We start from the raw sequence: 16,283 nt of genomic DNA, 5'->3' as shown, positions 1-16,283 counted from the left end.
CCGTGGCCGGGGTCGCCGCCGGCGGGGGTGGGCCCGCTCAGAGGCGGCCCGGGCTCAGCAGGACGGCGAGGCGTTGCGCCACCGGCGGGGCGTGCAGGTGCAGCCGGGCCACGTTGATGCTGTCCTGCCCGACCACGGCGAGCAGTGCCCGCGCGCTGACCGCGTACACGCTGAGGTAGCCGTCCTCGTTGCGGACGGTCGACTGCTGGAAGCCGCCCTGGCCCAGCCGGAGCCCGACCTGCCGACCCAGGCCGTAGGTGGTCGCGGCGAGCGCCGCCAGGTCGTCGGGGTCGACGTCGGTCTGCAGGTTGTGCGTGATGAGCAGGCCGTCCACGCCGCCGAGGACGCAGCCCAGCAGGCCGGGGATCTGCAACCGCAGGTCCGCCAGCTCCTGCCTGATCGCCGCGTACGGCAGCGACGGGTCGCCGGCCAGCGACGGCGGGAACGACCGGGGCGGCGGCAGCTCGTCGGGCTGCCGGGCGGCGCGGCGGGGCAGGACTGTTCCGGTGCTGTCGGCCGTGCTCACAGCTCCAGGTTCTCCTCGATGACGCGGAGCTGGTGGCGGGCCATCGCCAGGTTGGCCCGGGTCTTGCCCAGCATCAGGTAGAGGAAGAGACCCTTGCCGGTCCGGCTGGTCACCGGTCGGATCAGGTGGTACTGGGTGCCGAGGGTGATCAGGATGTCCTCGATCTCGTCGTCGAGTTTCAGCATCTCGATCGTGCGCATCTTGGCGCGTACCACGTCGGTGTTGCCGGCGGCGGCGACGGTCAGATCGATCTCGCCTGTCCCGCCGGCCACGCCGAGTGTCATTCCGCTGTTGTAGTCGACCAGCGCGGCGCCGACCGCCCCGTCGATCGCCATCGCGCTCTTGAGCGCGACATCAAGGTTCGCCACAAGTGATCCCTCGGGTCGGACGGGCGACGCCACCGGCCTGCGGGCGGTCACCAGCGGTGCCGGGTGGCGCCACCCGGTGGAGAATGTTGCGACGAGGCTCGCACACGGGACACCGGAGGCGCACCTGGGGACGATCGCATCGGCCTGAGCGGAGGGAACACGACGCCCGCCGGTCCCGTAGCGGGGACCCGGCGGTGGATGGCCCGCGCCGCCCCGAGCTGCTATGTCCCGCCGCGCTCCGCCCGCCGCCGGCGCCCGGCCCTTCGCCGTCGAGCGGGACCGGCCCATTTCGTCGTTTCGGCCCGGCCGCCGGCCAGCGCGTCTACTGTGGAAGACATCGGTGACCGTTTGCGTGATCCGGTGGCGGCCGGGCGGTTCGCGGTGCACAGTGATCCCATGAGCGACAGCGGACGTGGTGGGCACTACTACTGGTGCACCCGGCACCACCGGGTCGAGACCGACGGCGACGTCTGCCCGGCGCGGCACGTTCTCGGGCCGTACGCCACGGCGGCCGACGCGGAGAACGCCCTGCAACGGGTGCGGGAGCGTAACGACGCGTGGGAGGCCGAGGACGCCCGTTGGGCCGGGGAGGACAGGTAAGGCGGCGCGGGACGGCCCGCGCCGAGGAGCTCCGTGCCCCGACAGGAGGCACGCGAGCCGTGTCCCCAAGGAGGGAACCGAGATGGCCGAGGCGCAGAAGGCCACCCCCCGCCCCGCCGACAGACGTACGACCGTGAAGAAGACGGCAGCGGCCGAGCGGGCCCCGGGCGCGCGCCGCTCCGGCACCACGGCCCCGGCGGGCCGGGCGTCCACCGTGACGAAGGCGTCGCCGAACGCCTCCGGTGCCGGTGCCGGGCGGGTGCCGGCGAAGAGGGCCGTGGCGAAGAAGACCGCGGCCACGAAGGCGGCGGCGACGAAGTCTCCGGTCGGCAGGAAGGCCCCGGCGACGGAGACCACGGCGACGAAGGCTCCCGCGAGGAAGGCGGAGGCGAAGGCCCCGACGGCGAAGAAGACCACGGCGGCAAAGGCTCCCGCGAGGAAGGCTCCGGCGGCGAAGAAGGCGGCGGCGAAGAGGGCCGTGGCGAAGAAGACGGCTGCCGCGAGGAGCACCGCCGCCGCGAGGAGTACCGCGAAGAAGGCGCCCGCCAAGGCGTCCGGCGCGGCCGGCAAGGCGACCTCCGCCGCACGTCGGAGCACCGCCACGGTCAAGAGAACCGGCGAGGCGGCGAAGAAGACCGGCGCGTCGGCGGCGAGGAAGACGACCAGCGCGGCGAAGAAGACGACCGCGGCGAAGAAGGCCGGCGTCAAGAAGGCCGGTCCGACCCGCCCCACCGGCGGCGCCCGCAAGGCCGCAGCGACGAAGGCCCCGGCGAAGAAGACCACCGCCGCCTCGTCGACCGCCACCCGCGCGGCGGCGAAGAAGGCCCCCGCCGCGAAGAAGACCACCGCCGCCCGGAAGGCGACCGCGCGTAAGGCCCCCGCCCGCCCGGCGGCGGCCCGGGCCACCGCGCCCCGCGACGCCCGTACGACCGCCCGGCGGGCCACGGGCTGACCCCGACCCCCGGCCGTACGACCGCCGCCCGACGGGCCACCGTCCGACCCGCCCCGCGACGACCGCGCGCCCGGCGGACCACGGTCCGACCCGCCCCTGCGACGCCCGTCCGGCCGCCCGGCCGACCACGGTCCGACCCGGCCTGCTTCTCGGCGGCCCGGCACCGACGCCGCGCCGGGAAGCGGATCACCGGCCGCGCTGTCAGGATTGACCCCGTGGTCATCCGACGCGTACTGGCGCCCCGCATCGACTTCGGCGCACTGCGCCGCGAGCTGGGACTGCCCGAGGAGTTCCCGCCGGCGGCGCTCAGCGAGGCCGAGGAGGCCGCCGCCGCGCCGCCCCGGCCCGCCGCCGACCGCACCGACGTCCCGTTCGTCACCGTCGACCCGACCGCCTCGCGGGACCTCGACCAGGCGATGCACCTCGCCCGCCGTCCCGGTGGCGGCTTCCGGGTCCGGTACGCCATCGCGGACGTCGCCGCCCACGTCCGCCCCGGCGGCGCGCTGGAGGCGGAGACCTGGCGGCGCGGGCAGACGGTGTACCTGCCCGACGGCAACGTGCCCCTGCACCCGCACACGCTCAGCGAGGGCGCGGCGAGCCTGCTGCCGGACGCCGACCGGGCGGCCGTGGTGTGGACGATCGACCTGGACGCCGACGGCGGCACGGTCGGCGTCGCGCTGGAACGCGCCCTGGTCCGCAGCCGCGCCAAGCTGGACTACGTCGGCGTCCAGGCCGACGCCGACGCCGGCCGATTGCCCGAGCCGATCGCCCTGCTCCCCGAGATCGGCGCCCTGCTCACCGCGCGCGGCCTGCGTCGCGGCGCGGTCAACCTGCCGCTGCCCGAGCAGGACGTCGAACCGGACGGCGACGGCTGGCGGCTGGTGCTGCGCGGGCCGGCGCCGATGGAGGACCACAACGCCCAGATCAGCCTGCTCACCGGGATGGCCGCCGCCGACATGATGCTGGCCGGCGGCGTGGGGCTGCTGCGCACCATGCCGCCGCCGAAGCCGGAGGTGGTGGCCCGGCTGCGCACCGCCGCCGCCCCGCTGGGCGTGCGCTGGCCGGACGGGGTGGGCGTGGGCGAGGTGCTCGCCGGGCTGGACGCCTCCGAGCCCCGGGCCGCCGCGTTCGTCGACCAGGCGGCCGAGCTGATGCGCGGGGCCGCGTACACCGCCTTCGACGGCGCGGCGCCCGAGCAGCCGCTGCACGGCGGGGTCGGGGCGGCGTACGCCCATGTCACGGCCCCGCTGCGCCGGCTGGCCGACCGGTACGCGACGGAGGTCTGCCTGGCGCTGCACGCCGGCCGCCCGGTGCCCGACTGGGCGCGGGCGGCGCTGCCGAAGCTGCCGGAGGTGATGGCCGCCACCGACCGGACGGCCGGCGCGGCCACCCGGGGTGCCGTCGAGCTGGCCGAGGCGGTGCTGCTGGCGGGCCGGGTCGGCGAGACCTTCGACGCGGCGGTCCTCGACGTGGACGCCCCGCCGAACGGCCAGCCGAAGCCGGGGCGGCAGCCCGGCGGGACGGTGGCGCTCGACGCCCCGCCGGTGCGGGCCCGCTGCACCGGCGAGCTGCCGCTGGGGGAGCGGGTCCGGGTCCGGCTGGTCACCGCCGACCCGACCACCCGCAAGGTCGTCTTCGCGCTGGCCTGACCGACCGCCCTTCGCCCGACCGCCCCGGCCGTGTCGTCTCGGGGCGCGTCGACCCCGCCGACTGCGCCGTGGGGTGGCCCGGCCGTCGTCGCAGGCGGGGATCGTCACAGCGGTCGGCGGGGCCGGGGCGCCGCGCGGTTTGCGAGGATGAGCCCATGGCATACGACGCGAGCACCCTGCCCGACGTGTCCGGGCTGACCGTCGGCATCATCGGCGGCACGGGCGACCAGGGACGGGGGCTGGCCTACCGGTTCGCCCGGGCCGGGCAGGCCGTGCTGATCGGCTCCCGCTCCGCCGAGCGGGCCGCCGAGGCCGCCGGGGAGATCGCGGCGCTGCCCGGGTTGCCGGCCGGCGCGACGGTCGGCGGGGCCGGCAACGACGAGGTGGCCCGCCGCAGCGACGTGGTGATCGTCGCGGTGCCGTGGGACGGGCACGCCGCCACCGTCGCCGCCCTGGCGGAGCCGCTCGCCGGCAAGATCGTCGTCGACTGCGTGAACCCGCTCGGCTTCGACAAGCAGGGCCCGTACGCGCTCCCGGTCGCCGAGGGCAGCGCCGTGCAGCAGGCCGCCGGGCTGCTGCCCGACTCCCGGGTGTGCGCCGCGTTCAACCACGTCAGCGCCCCGCTGCTGGCCGACCCGGAGGTCGACCGGATCGACCTCGACGTGCTGATCTGCACCGAGGACCGCGAGCTGGTGGACATCGTGGGCGCGCTGGCCGCGCGCATCCCCGGCATGCGCGGTGTCTACGCGGGCCGGCTGCGCAACGCCCACCAGATCGAGGCGTTCACCGCCAACCTGATCGCCATCAACAAGCGCTACCGGGCGCACGCCGGCGTCCGCGTCACGGACCTCTGACGGAACCGCCCCCGGCCGGAGGCGTGTTAGAAGGGGCCCCCTGCTCTACAGAATGCGTTAACAGGGGGCCCTTCCTTACACCTCAGAAAGTGTGTTCCGGGGCGGGGAACTCGCCGCCGCGGACCTCGTCGGCGAAACGGCGGGTGGCCTCGGTCAGCGCGCCGGCCAGGTCGGCGTAGCGCTTCACGAAGCGCGGGGCCTTCCCGGTCCGCAAACCGGCCATGTCCTGCCAGACCAGCACCTGCGCGTCGGTGTCCGGGCCGGCGCCGATGCCGACGGTCGGGATCGGCAGCTCCGTGGTGACCCGCTTGGCCACCTCGCCCGGCACCATCTCCAGCACCACCGCGAACGCGCCCGCCTCGGCCACCGCCCGGGCGTCGGCGAGCACCTCGTCGGCCGTCTCGCCCCGCCCCTGCACCCGGTACCCGCCGAGGGTGTGCTCGCGCTGCGGGGTGAAGCCGATGTGCGCCATCACCGGGATGCCCGCCCCGACGATCGCCGCGATCTGCGCGGCGCAGCGCCGCCCGCCCTCCAGCTTCACCGCGTGGCAGCCGCCCTCCTTCATGAACCGCACGGCGGTGCGCAGCGCCTGCGTCGGCCCCTCCTCGTACGAGCCGAACGGCAGGTCGCCGACGACCAGCGTCTGCCGGGTCGCCCGCACGACCGCGCGGACCAGCGGCAGCAGCTCGTCCACGGTCACCGGGAGCGTGGTCTCGTAGCCGAAGACGTTGTTCGCCGCCGAGTCGCCGACCAGCAGCGCCGGGATGCCGGCGGCGTCGAAGATCGACGCGGTGTACTGGTCGTACGAGGTGAGCATCGACCACCGCTCGCCGCGCTCCTTGGCGGCGAGCAGGTCGCGGGCGCGGACCCGCCGGGTGGCCGGGCCGCCGTAGAGGGCGGTCACCTCGGTCGGGGTGGACTCCACCATGACTGTCTCCTTTCCTCGAGGCCGCGTGCGCGGTCCCCGGGCTCTGCCGCGATCGTCGCACCGCGCGACGGCCGGAGGGAGACAGCAGTGCAGGATTTCACTCCCGGCGGGGGAGCCCGGCCCACCGTGGGCCGCGCGGGCAGTCCGGCCCACCGCCGGCCGCGCGGGGACGGGCCTCGCGCGGCCGGCGACAGCGGGTCAGCCGTCCTCGCGCCAGCGGTTGGTGATCGGCAGCCGCCGGTCCCGCCCGAACGCCTTCATCGAGATCTTCGTGCCCGGGGCGGACTGCCGCCGCTTGTACTCGGCGGTGTCCACCATGCGCAGCACCTTGTCGACGACCGCCGGGTCGTGGCCGGACTCGACCAGGCCGGCGCGGCCGAGGTCGCCGTCGACGTACCCGATCAGGATCGGGTCGAGCACGTCGTAGTCGGGCAGCGTGTCGCTGTCGAGCTGGCCGGGGCTCAGCTCGGCGCTCGGCGGCTTGCCGATCGAGTTCTCCGGGATCGGCGGGGTCTCGCCCCGGCGGGTCGCGTCGGCGTTGCGCCACTTCGCCAGCCGCCAGACCAGCGTCTTCCACACGTCCTTGACCGGGTTGAAGCCGCCGACCGAGTCGCCGTAGAGGGTCGAGTAGCCGACCGCCAGCTCGCTCTTGTTGCCGGTGGTGAGGACGAGGTGGCCCTCCTGGTTCGACAGGGCCATCAGGATCACCCCGCGCACCCGGGCCTGGAGGTTCTCCACCGAGACGCCGGAGAGCGACATGTTGGCCAGGAACGTGTCGACCATCGGCTGGATCGGCTCGACCCGGTAGTCCAGCCCCGTGCGCTTGGCCAGGTCCTCCGCGTCGGCGCGGGAGTGCTCCGAGGAGTGCTGGCTGGGCAGCGACACCCCGACCACCCGGTCCGGGCCGAGCGCGTCGACCGCGATGGCGGCCACCACCGCCGAGTCGATGCCGCCGGAGAGCCCGAGCACCACCGACGGGAACCGGTTCTTGTTGACGTAGTCGCGCAGGCCGAGCACCAGCGCCTGCCACACCTCCGCCTCGTCGGCCACCGGCTCCATGATCCCGCCGACCGCCGCCTCGCCGCCCGCCGTCGGCGGGACGTCGGCGACCTCGGTGCGGACGATCCGCATCCCGTCGGCCGGCTGCCCGCCCCCGCCCGTCGGCTGCGCCGCCGGGGGCAGCTCCACGTCGTGCACGAGCAGGTGCTCGACGAACTGCGGGGCGCGGGCCAGCAGCGCGCCGTCCGCCGCCACGATCATCGAGTCGCCCTCGAAGACCAGCTCGTCCTGGCCGCCGACCATGTTCACGTACGCGACGCAGGCCCCGGCCTCGGCGGCCCGGCGGCGCACCAGCGGCAGCCGGATGTCGTCCTTGTTCAGCTCGTACGGCGAGCCGTTGAGGGTGACCACCAGCCCGACGCCCGCCTGCCGCGCCACCGCGAACGGGCCCCCGGCCTGCCACAGGTCCTCGCAGATGGTCAGCGCGACGTCCACCCCGCCGACGCGGACCACGGTCAGCGCGTCGCCGGGCACGAAGTAGCGGTCCTCGTCGAACACCCCGTAGTTCGGCAGGTGGTGCTTGAAGTAGGTGGCCACCACCTCGCCGCGGTGCAGCAGCGCGGCGGCGTTGCGCGCGCCCCGGCCCGGCTCGGCGTCGGAGCTGACCTGCGGCGGGCCGTCGGCGTCCAGGTAGCCGACCACCACCGGCAGCTCGCCCAGCCCGTCGGCGGCCAGGTCTGCGGCGAGGTGGCGCAGCGCGGCCTGCGACGCGGCGACGAAGGAGCGGCGGAAGACCAGGTCCTCGACCGGGTACCCGGTCAGCACCATCTCCGGGAACAGGACGAGCTGGGCGCCGGCGTCGGCGGCCGTGCGGGTCCACCGGCGGACCAGGTCCGCGTTGCCGGCGAGGTCGCCGACGGTCGGATTGACCTGGGACAGAGCGAGACGCAGGGTGGGCATGGCCTCATCTTGCCCCAGCCGGCCGGCCCAGACACGCGGGCGTCGGCAGAGCCGGCCCCCGGGCCCCGCCGACGGCCCCAGGTGACGGGACAGGACAGGACGGCTCCCCGGAGGTCGCGTAACGTCTGCGGGAAGGAGCCGGTGGAGCATGGGCGGTCGGGCCCGGCCGGTGGCGGGCAACAGTGTCGCGAGGGGTGGAAGTGGACCGTCAGCAGGAGTTCGTCCTCCGTACGCTGGAAGAGCGGGACATCCGGTTCGTCCGGCTGTGGTTCACCGACGTGCTGGGCACGCTCAAGAGCGTCTCGGTCGCGCCCGCCGAGCTGGAGGCCGCCTTCGACGAGGGCATCGGCTTCGACGGCTCGGCGATCGAGGGCTTCGCCCGGGTCTTCGAGTCCGACATGGTGGCCGTGCCCGACCCGACCACCTTCCAGGTGTTCCCCTTCGAGGGCGGGGCCAGCGGCGAGAGCGCCCGGATGTTCTGCGACATCCTGCTGCCCGACGGCGGCCCGTCCTGGGCCGACCCCCGGCACGTGCTGCGCCGGATGCTCTCCAAGGCCGCCGAGAAGGGCTTCACCTTCTACACCCACCCGGAGATCGAGTTCTTCCTGCTGGAGAACGGCCCCCAGGACGGCTCGGTGCCCGTCCCGGTCGACACGGGCGGCTACTTCGAGCACACCACGCACGCGGTGGCGCGGGACTTCCGCCGCCAGGCCGTGCTCTCCCTGGAGCGCATCGGCATCTCGGTGGAGTACAGCCACCACGAGGTCGCCCCCGGCCAGCAGGAGATCGACCTGCGGTACGCCGACGCGCTCACCACCGCCGACAACATCATGACGTTCCGGCACGTGGTGAAGGAGGTGGCCCTCTCCACCGGCGTGCAGGCCAGCTTCATGCCGAAGCCGTTCACCGACCAGCCGGGCAGCGGGATGCACACCCACCTGTCGCTGTTCGAGGGGGAGCGCAACGCGTTCCACGACGCCGGCGACCCGATGAAGTTGTCGAAGGTGGCGAAGTCGTTCATCGCCGGGCTGCTCACGCACGCCCGGGAGTACACGGCGGTCACCAACCAGTGGGTCAACTCGTACAAGCGGCTCTTCCCGCAGGCGCTGCCGGACCGGATCACCGAGAGCCCGGCGTACGTCTGCTGGGGGCACCTGAACCGCTCGGCGCTGGTCCGCGTCCCCGCGTACGGCAAGCCGAACTCGGCCCGGGTGGAGGTCCGCTCGCTGGACTCGGCGACCAACCCCTACCTGGCCTTCGCGGTGCTGCTCGGGGCCGGTCTCAAGGGCATCGAGGAGGGGTACGAGCTGCCTCCGGGCGCCGAGGACGACGTCTGGTCGCTGAGCAGCGCCGAGCGCCGCGCCATGGGGTACGAGGCGCTGCCGGAGAACCTGTCCGAGGCGATCGACGTGATGGCCGGCTCCGAGCTGGTCGCCGAGGTGCTCGGCGAGCACGTCTTCGACTTCTTTCTGCGCAACAAGCGGGCCGAGTGGGAGCAGTACCGCCGCGAGGTCACCCCCTACGAGCGGCAGCGCTACCTCTCCCTGTAGGACCGCCGTCGGCCCGTTGCGGCGGGCCGCTATCGTCTCGATCACCGCGCCGGCACCCCCGCCGGGCGCGGCGGGTGATCGGGAGGACGTCGGTGCTGGAGGACCTGCTCAATGGAGCCGGGCGGAGCATGCTGTTCGGGGTCGTCGGGGTGGGGCTGATGGCGGCCGGCTTCGGCCTGGTCGACCTGCTCACCCCCGGCCGGCTGCGCGATCTGATCTGGGTGCGGCGCAACCCCAACGCGGGGCTGCTGCTGGCCGCGAACCAGCTCGGCGTCGCCGGCATCGTGTTCACCGCGATCCTGACCAGCTACCACGACTTCGCCAAGGGGCTGGCCTCCACGGTCATCTTCGGGCTGATCGGCCTGCTGGTGATGGCGCTGGCCTTCTTCGTGCTGGACCTGCTCACCCCGGGCCGCCTCGGCGAGGTCATCTGCGCGGACGAGCCGCACCCGGCCGCCCGGGTCAGCGCCGCCACCCACTTCGGGGCCGCGCTGATCGTCTGCGCCTGCATCGCCTGACCCCGGCCCGTCGTCAGGGCCCGACCGGCCCCGGCCCGTCGTACCCTCCGGCTAGCCTGCGCGGGTGAACCGGACGGACCGCCTCTACGCCCTGGTGGAGGAGCTGCGCGCCGCCTCGCCCCGGCCGCGCAGCGCCCGCTGGCTGGCCCACCGCTTCGAGGTCAGCTCCCGCACGATCGAGCGGGACATCGGCGCGTTGCAGCAGGCCGGGGTGCCGATCTGGGCCGAGCCGGGCCGCCTCGGCGGCTACGTCGTCGACCGCGCGCACACCCTGCCGCCGCTCAACCTCACCGCCGCCGAGGCGGTGGCGATGGCCGTGGCGCTGCACCGCCTCGGCGGCGGCCCGTTCGCCGAGGCGGGGGCCACGGCGCTGCGCAAGCTGCTCGCGGTCATGCCGCCGGCCGACGCCGCCGAGGCGCGCCGACTCGCCGGCCGGGTGTACCTGGTCGGCGACGGGCCGGCCGCGCCCGTCCCAGCCGCCGTCGCCGACGCGGTCACCGCCCGCCGGGCGCTGCGCATCGGGTACGCCGACCGCGCGGGCGCCGCCACGGAGCGGGTCGTCGAGCCGCTGGGCTTCCTCGGCAACCCCTGGCACTGGTACCTGCTGGCCTGGTGCCGGCTGCGCGACGGCCTGCGGGCGTTCCGGGTCGACCGGATCGCCTCGGTGGCCGCGCTGCCGCAGCCGGTGACCCGGGATCTGGTCCCCGACGACCTCGACATCCCGCCCGAGCGGGTCCGCGCGCTGAGCCTGGTCTGAGCGGCGCTGAGCCCGGTCCGAAACCCGACAGCGCTCCGGCCGCGTCCGCGGGAGCCTGGCGGATCCGCCGTCCCCCCGGAAGGAAGACCGTGCCCGACACGCTCAGCTACGCCGACGCCGTCCGCCTGCTCGGCGGGCAGGACAGCACACTGGTCACCTGGTTCGACCGGCTGACCGGGGGCGCGCTGCTGGCCGCCTCGGTGCCGGTGCCGGCGCTGCTGGGCATCTTCGACGCCAAGGCGGAGTTCGTCCGCCTCGGCCACGAGCTGATGCGCGGCGCGGCGGAGAAGCGCTCCGGCCTGTCCCGGTACGGGCGGTCGCGGCGGCTGGAGGCGGCGCACGCGGTGCTCGCGGTGACCGCGTTCTTCGAGATCCTCAACGAGCGGGCCCCGTCCGGCCTCGGCGACTCCGGGCCCACCCGGGAGGAGCAGTTGACGCTGGCCGGGGGCACCCCCGGGGGCGACCTCGTCGCCGCGCTGTTCGCCACGGCCGCCCCGGTGCCCGGCCCGCAGCGGCCCTACCCCGAGCTGCGCGCCGCGCTCGCCGCCTACTACGCCGGGCTGGCCGACCGCGTCGTCGGCTTCTTCCGGGGCCTCGCCGTCGCCGACCGCCTCGACGAGACGCGCTGGGCTCGCGCCGAGGCGGCGCTGCGCGACCTGCCGCCCGCAGCCGTCGACCGGCACCGCGACCTGCTGACCCGGCTCGCCGTCGACTTCCCCGAGGCGGCCCTCTGGCTCGACCTGGACGAGCACGAGGCGACCCGGAAGGAGGTCCGCCGCCTCTCCGTCGGGCTGGCCGACCTGCACCGGGCCCTGTCGGAGATCTCCACCGGCCGGGCCCCGGACGAGCGGCGAGCCGGGCTCGCCGCCGCGTACGCCGCCGAGCTGCGCCGGCCCGTGATCGCCTCCGGGGACGTGCCGGCGGGGCTGACCGTGCCGACGCTCGGTGAGGCGTACGTCCCGCCGCTGTGCCGGATCGCGGAGCTGGGCCCGACGACGCGCCCCGCCGACGAGACGTGGTGGGGCGACCAGGCGGTGCGCGACGACCTGTGGCAGTCCCTCGTCGTGCACCTCACCTCGCCCGGCGCGACCCGGGCGCCGCTGCTGGTGCTCGGGCAGCCGGGCTCCGGCAAGTCCGTGCTAACCAAGGTCGTCGCCGCCCGGCTGCCGGCGGCGGACTTCCTGGTGGTCCGGGTCGTGCTGCGCGACGTGTACGCGGCCGGCGAGCTCCAGGACCAGATCGAGCAGGCGGTCCGCGACGCCACCGGCGAGCGGCTCGACTGGCCGGCGTTGGCCCGCTCGGCCGGCGACGCGCTGCCCGTGGTGCTGCTCGACGGCTTCGACGAACTGCTCCAGGCCACCGGGGTCAGCCAGACCGACTACCTGCGCCGGGTGGCGGCGTTCCAGCGCCGCGAGGCCGACCAGGGGCGGCCGGTGGCGGTGCTGGTCACCAGCCGCACCAGCGTGGCCGACCGGGCGCAGCCGCCGCCCGGCACGGTGGCGCTGCGGCTGGAGCCCTTCGACGACGCGCGGGTCGGGGCGTGGCTGGATACCTGGAACCGGGTCAATGCCACCGGGTTCCGGGCGCGGGGCGTGCGCCCGCTGGGCCGGGGCACGGCGCTGGAGCACCGGGAGCTGGCCGAGCAGCCGCTGCTGCTGCTGATGCTGGCCCTCTACGACGCCGAGGGCAACGAGCTGAGCCGGGCCGGGAAGCTGCGCCGGGGCGAGCTGTACGAGCGGCTGCTGCGCCGCTTCGCCCGCCGGGAGGTGGTCAAGCAGCACACCGGCCTGCCCGAGCCGGAGCTGGACCGGGCCGTCGAGGCGGAGCTGCGTCGGCTGGCCGTGGTCGCCTTCGCCATGTTCAACCGCCGCGCGCAGTGGGTCACCTCGACGGAGCTGGACGCCGACCTGGTGGCGCTGCCGTTCGGCGGTACGGGGCCGGGGGAGCGGGCCGGGCTGCGCGCGCCGCTGGCGGCGGCCGAGGTGGTGCTGGGTCGCTTCTTCTTCGTCCACCGCTCCCGCGCCCACGACGACGAGCGCCACCGCGAGACGTACGAGTTCCTGCACGCCACCTTCGGCGAGTACCTCGTCGCCCGGCTCGCCGCGCAGGTGGTGGACGACCTGGTGGCCCGCGACGCCGCCGCCGGGCTGTCCTGGGGCGGCGAGCCGGTCTCCGACGACCTGCTGCACGCCCTGCTGTCGTACGCCGTGCTCACCACCCGGGCCACCGTCTTCGCCTTCCTCGCCGAGCGGCTGGCCGGACGGGACGAGGCGCACCGCCGCGCCTGGGCGGACCTGCTGCTGCGGCTGTTCCACGCCGCCCCGTACGCCGCCGGCACCCGCCGGTACGACGACTACCGCCCCCGGCGGCTGACGATGCCCGCCCGCCACGCCGCGTACGCGGCGAACCTGCTGCTGCTCACCCTGGCCGCCGCCGACGCGGTGACCGGGCGGGAGCTGTTCCCGGAGGCGACCACGCCCGTCGAAGCGTGGCGGGCCCAGGTGGGGCTGTGGCGCGCGCAGCTTGACGCCGAGGAGTGGGAGAGCCTGAGCGACCTGCTGGCGCTGGAACGCTTGGGCGACGGCACCAGCCGGGACGTCCGGGTCTGGGCCGACGGCCATCTGGCCTTCCCGCCGGAGCTGGACGTGTCGTGGACGCTGGGCGTGCGCGAGGGAGTCTCGTACGCGCTGCCGCGCGAGGGACTCATGCGGCTGCGCCGCACCACCCACCTGACCTGCGACCTGGACGCCGCCTTCGTGGTGCACGCCCTGGAGCCGATGTTTGACAAGCTGCCCACGGCATTCGCCGCATTTCCCGACGCGGGGCTCGGCGTCGCCACCTCGGTCGCCCGCGCGTTGGTCGACGCCTGGCTCCTGCCGCTGCGCCCCGCGACCCAGCAGGAGCGGCGGACCGTCTACCTGCGTGGTGTCCGGCTGGCGCTGACTGGGGGGCACCTGGTCGACGACTGGGACCGGGCCGCCTTCCTGCGGCTGCTGCTCGACCGGCTGGCGACGGACCGCGAGGTCACCCCCGACGTGGTGGCCGACGTGCTGTCCCGCTGCCGCGGCCCGATCCTCCTGAAGCAGGCCGAGGTGTCCACCGCGCTGCTCCGGTGCGCGCAGCGGTCGCTGGGGGCGGACCCGGCCGCTGACCGGAGGATCGGCGAGGCAGTGGCCGACGCCTATCTCGCGCTGAGCACCGCACCCTGGGCCTGGCTGGATGACGATGTCGTCACCGATGTGATCGTGCGCCTCCACGAGGTCGGTCTCGGTCGGTTGCTGAAGCCCGGGCTGGCGATCGAGCTGGCGGCCCGGTACAAGGGCCACCGACCCGACTTCGTACGACGGCTTGTGGAACTGTCGCACGAGGCTTCGCTCCGCAGGAAACACCGACAGGACGGTGTCGCGGGCGCGGGTGAGGCTGGTACCTGACGTCGGCCGAGCGGCCGGCACGAGGAGGAAGCATGTCCAGCACGCCCGTCACCTGGTTCGAGATCGGCACCGACCGGCCCGAGGAGGCCGAGCGCTTCTACGCCGAGCTGTTCGGCTGGGCGTTCGAGGAGCAGGGCGCTCCGGGCCGGTCGTACCGGGTGACCGAGGGCGGCGGCGACCGCGGGATCGGCGGGGCAATCCGTGCCTCCGACGGTTCGACCCCGAACTACGCGGTCTTCTACGCCCAGGTCGCCAACGTGGCGGACGCCTGCCGGCGGGCCGAGGCGGCCGGCGGCACGGTGTTGGTGCCGCCGGTCACCGTGCCGAGCGGGCTGACCTTCGCCCAGCTCGCCGACCCGTCGGGCAGCCGCCTCGGGGTGTACACGCCGCCCGCCTCCTGAATCTCCCCTGCGTGAGCGTGCGGCCCCGCCCGGGTGGTCCGGGCGGGGCCGCGTGGGGTTCACACGCTGGGCGCGCCGTGGCTCGCGCGGTGGGTCACTTGCCGGCGGTCTCGCCGTCCGACCCGCCGCCGACCGGGCCGTCGTGCCCGCCGTGGCCCGCGTGGCCGCGACCCGGGCCGCCGCCGGGGAGGACGCCCGCCTCGGCGGCCTTGGTGATCGCGTCGGCCTGCTCCTGGGTGAGCTTGCCGTCCTTGACGGCCTGGGCCAGCCGCTCCTTCAGCGCGGCCTGCCGCTCGGCGGCGTCCGGACGCTCGCCCCGCTCGCCCCTGGCCTGCTCGCCGCGCCCCGGCCGGTCGGCCTTGTGCTGCTCACGGATCTTCTCCAGGGCGTCGGTCACCTTGTCGGCGGAGACGCCCAGCTCCTTCGCCAGCGCCTCGGCGAACTCGGCCTGCCGGTCGGCCCGCTGCTGCTGCCGGTCGGTGCCCCCGGCGCTGCTGGCGCTCGGCTTCGGGGTGGGGGCGTCCTCGGCGAACGCGACGGCCGGGGCCGCGATCCCCACGCCGAGCACGCCCGCCGCCGCGAGGCCGGCCAGCAGGTGCTTCTTCGACATCGTGCGGGACATGTGTCCTCCAGAACCTCTGCTCGGATGCGATGACCCACCGACGGTGACCGGCCCACCTGGGTACGGGCCGTGGCGACCCTGTCAGCGAGCTGAAAATCGCGCTTCCCGCCGGGCAAACCGGTTGCCCGGGGCGTCGTCTCCCCGCAGGCTGGGCCGAGTTGATCAGGAGAGGCGGAACCACCGTGACGCAGCCCACCATCCGTGAAACGGCCATGCCCGACCCGCGCAGCGGGCCGTACGGGATCACCGCCGGGCCGGACGGCGCGCTCTGGGTGACCCTGGTCGGCACCGGCGGGATCGCGCGGGTCACCGCCCAGGGGGCGGTGGACGTGCACCCCGGCGACCCGGCGAGCCGACCGCTGATCATCACGACCGGCCCGGACGACGCGCTCTGGTTCACCCGCTCGGGGGATGACCGGATCGGCCGGATCACCACCGACGGGACGGCGACCTCCGTGGCGCTGCCGGCCGGCACCGGGCCCTGCGGCATCGCCGCCGGACCCGACGGGGCCCTCTGGTACACGGGGATGAGCAACGACACCGTCGGTCGGGTCACCGTCGACGGGACGGTCACGGCGTACCCGCTGCCGCTGACCGGCGGCTTCCCGTCGATGATCACGGCGGGGCCGGACGACGCGCTGTGGTTCACCCTGAACCAGGGCAACGCCGTCGGCCGGATCACGCCCGACGGGGCGGTGACCCTGCACGAGCTGCCCACCGACGCGGCCGGCCCCGTCGGTATCACCCTCGGCGTCGACGGGGCGCTCTGGTTCGTCGAGATCGCCGCCGGCCAGCTCGGCCGGATCACCCCTGACGGCCGGGTCGAGGAGTTCCCGCTGCCCGACCGGGCCGCCCGGCCACACGCGATCGTCGCCGACCCGGCCGGCGGCTGCTGGTTCACCGAGTGGGCGGCCAACCGCATCGGCCACGTCACCCCCGACGGCCGCGTGGACACCTACGACCTGCCCACCCCGGGCGCGGAGCCGCACGGCCTCGCGCTCCTCCCCGACGGCACGATCCACGTAGCCCTGGAATCGGGCGCACTGGCCCACCTGACCCCCTGACCCCACCCCACCTCCCTGCGCTCCCCGCCCCCGCCTTCCTGCCCCCCGGCCGCCCACCCCGCCGTCCCCGGTGATCAAGAGGTTTCGGTCGCGATGGGCCCCGG

The 16,283-nt window shown here is 75.1% G+C and carries 15 protein-coding genes; 10 read left to right on the top strand and 5 right to left on the bottom strand.

Features of this window, described 5'->3' with window-relative positions; all coding sequences use genetic code 11:
- Window positions 1–37: 37 nt before the first annotated feature.
- Both LPU43_RS27865 and LPU43_RS27860 read right to left on the bottom strand, forming a co-directional pair.
- Window positions 38–526 (bottom strand): roadblock/LC7 domain-containing protein, encoded by a 489-nt coding sequence (locus LPU43_RS27865; RefSeq protein WP_229403528.1) that lies wholly within the window; start codon window positions 524–526, stop codon window positions 38–40.
- Window positions 523–894, bottom strand: a complete 372-nt coding sequence (locus LPU43_RS27860) for a hypothetical protein (RefSeq protein WP_229403527.1) — start codon at window positions 892–894, stop codon at window positions 523–525. The genes LPU43_RS27865 and LPU43_RS27860 overlap by 4 nt, the downstream gene beginning before the upstream one ends.
- Before the next feature lie 396 nt (window positions 895–1,290).
- Between LPU43_RS27860 and LPU43_RS27855 the strand changes: the two genes are divergently transcribed.
- From LPU43_RS27855 to npdG, 4 genes are all read left to right on the top strand, one after another.
- Entirely contained in the window at window positions 1,291–1,494 is a 204-nt protein-coding gene (locus tag LPU43_RS27855) for a hypothetical protein (RefSeq protein ID WP_229403526.1), read from the top strand.
- Window positions 1,495–1,576: 82 nt separating this feature from the next.
- Complete coding sequence (locus tag LPU43_RS27850; RefSeq protein WP_229403525.1) at window positions 1,577–2,446, top strand: histone; 870 nt, start codon at window positions 1,577–1,579, stop codon at window positions 2,444–2,446.
- Window positions 2,447–2,661: 215 nt separating this feature from the next.
- Entirely contained in the window at window positions 2,662–4,095 is a 1,434-nt protein-coding gene (locus LPU43_RS27845; RefSeq protein WP_229403524.1) for an RNB domain-containing ribonuclease, read from the top strand.
- 155 nt (window positions 4,096–4,250) lie between these two features.
- Window positions 4,251–4,949, top strand: coding sequence for an NADPH-dependent F420 reductase (gene npdG, locus LPU43_RS27840; RefSeq protein ID WP_229403523.1), 699 nt, complete (start codon window positions 4,251–4,253; stop codon window positions 4,947–4,949).
- Between the two features lie 82 nt (window positions 4,950–5,031).
- Here the strand turns inward: npdG and panB are convergent, their stop codons facing one another.
- On the bottom strand, window positions 5,032–5,877 hold the full coding sequence (gene panB, locus LPU43_RS27835; RefSeq protein WP_229403522.1) for a 3-methyl-2-oxobutanoate hydroxymethyltransferase: 846 nt from the start codon (window positions 5,875–5,877) through the stop codon (window positions 5,032–5,034).
- A gap of 198 nt (window positions 5,878–6,075) precedes the next feature.
- The gene (locus LPU43_RS27830) at window positions 6,076–7,836 is read right to left on the bottom strand and encodes an NAD+ synthase (RefSeq protein WP_229403521.1); all 1,761 of its coding nucleotides are present in this window, start codon (window positions 7,834–7,836) and stop codon (window positions 6,076–6,078) included.
- Window positions 7,837–8,036: 200 nt separating this feature from the next.
- On the opposite strand from LPU43_RS27830, the gene glnA reads away from it, so the two are divergent.
- The 5 genes from glnA (at window position 8,037) to LPU43_RS27805 (ending at window position 14,493) form a co-directional block, all read left to right on the top strand.
- The gene (glnA, locus tag LPU43_RS27825; RefSeq protein ID WP_229403520.1) at window positions 8,037–9,386 is read left to right on the top strand and encodes a type I glutamate--ammonia ligase; all 1,350 of its coding nucleotides are present in this window, start codon (window positions 8,037–8,039) and stop codon (window positions 9,384–9,386) included.
- 92 nt (window positions 9,387–9,478) lie between these two features.
- Entirely contained in the window at window positions 9,479–9,904 is a 426-nt protein-coding gene (locus LPU43_RS27820; RefSeq protein WP_229403569.1) for a DUF350 domain-containing protein, read from the top strand.
- A 64-nt stretch (window positions 9,905–9,968) separates the two neighbouring features.
- Window positions 9,969–10,661 (top strand): helix-turn-helix transcriptional regulator, encoded by a 693-nt coding sequence (locus LPU43_RS27815; RefSeq protein ID WP_229403519.1) that lies wholly within the window; start codon window positions 9,969–9,971, stop codon window positions 10,659–10,661.
- Between the two features lie 89 nt (window positions 10,662–10,750).
- Window positions 10,751–14,092: an NACHT domain-containing protein gene (locus tag LPU43_RS27810; protein WP_229403518.1), complete on the top strand. Its 3,342-nt coding sequence runs from the start codon at window positions 10,751–10,753 to the stop codon at window positions 14,090–14,092.
- A 32-nt stretch (window positions 14,093–14,124) separates the two neighbouring features.
- Entirely contained in the window at window positions 14,125–14,493 is a 369-nt protein-coding gene (locus LPU43_RS27805) for a VOC family protein (protein WP_229403517.1), read from the top strand.
- Between the two features lie 94 nt (window positions 14,494–14,587).
- Here LPU43_RS27805 and LPU43_RS27800 read toward each other — a convergent pair whose 3' ends face one another.
- Window positions 14,588–15,115 (bottom strand): hypothetical protein, encoded by a 528-nt coding sequence (locus tag LPU43_RS27800; RefSeq protein ID WP_229403516.1) that lies wholly within the window; start codon window positions 15,113–15,115, stop codon window positions 14,588–14,590.
- Window positions 15,116–15,297: 182 nt separating this feature from the next.
- On the opposite strand from LPU43_RS27800, the gene LPU43_RS27795 reads away from it, so the two are divergent.
- The gene (locus LPU43_RS27795; protein WP_229403515.1) at window positions 15,298–16,179 is read left to right on the top strand and encodes a Vgb family protein; all 882 of its coding nucleotides are present in this window, start codon (window positions 15,298–15,300) and stop codon (window positions 16,177–16,179) included.
- The last annotated feature ends 104 nt before the right edge of the window (window positions 16,180–16,283 follow it).

This window comes from Micromonospora okii (assembly GCF_020884795.1).
GTDB classification, from domain to species: domain Bacteria; phylum Actinomycetota; class Actinomycetes; order Mycobacteriales; family Micromonosporaceae; genus Micromonospora; species Micromonospora okii.
This window is presented reverse-complemented; position numbering and strand designations above follow the sequence as displayed.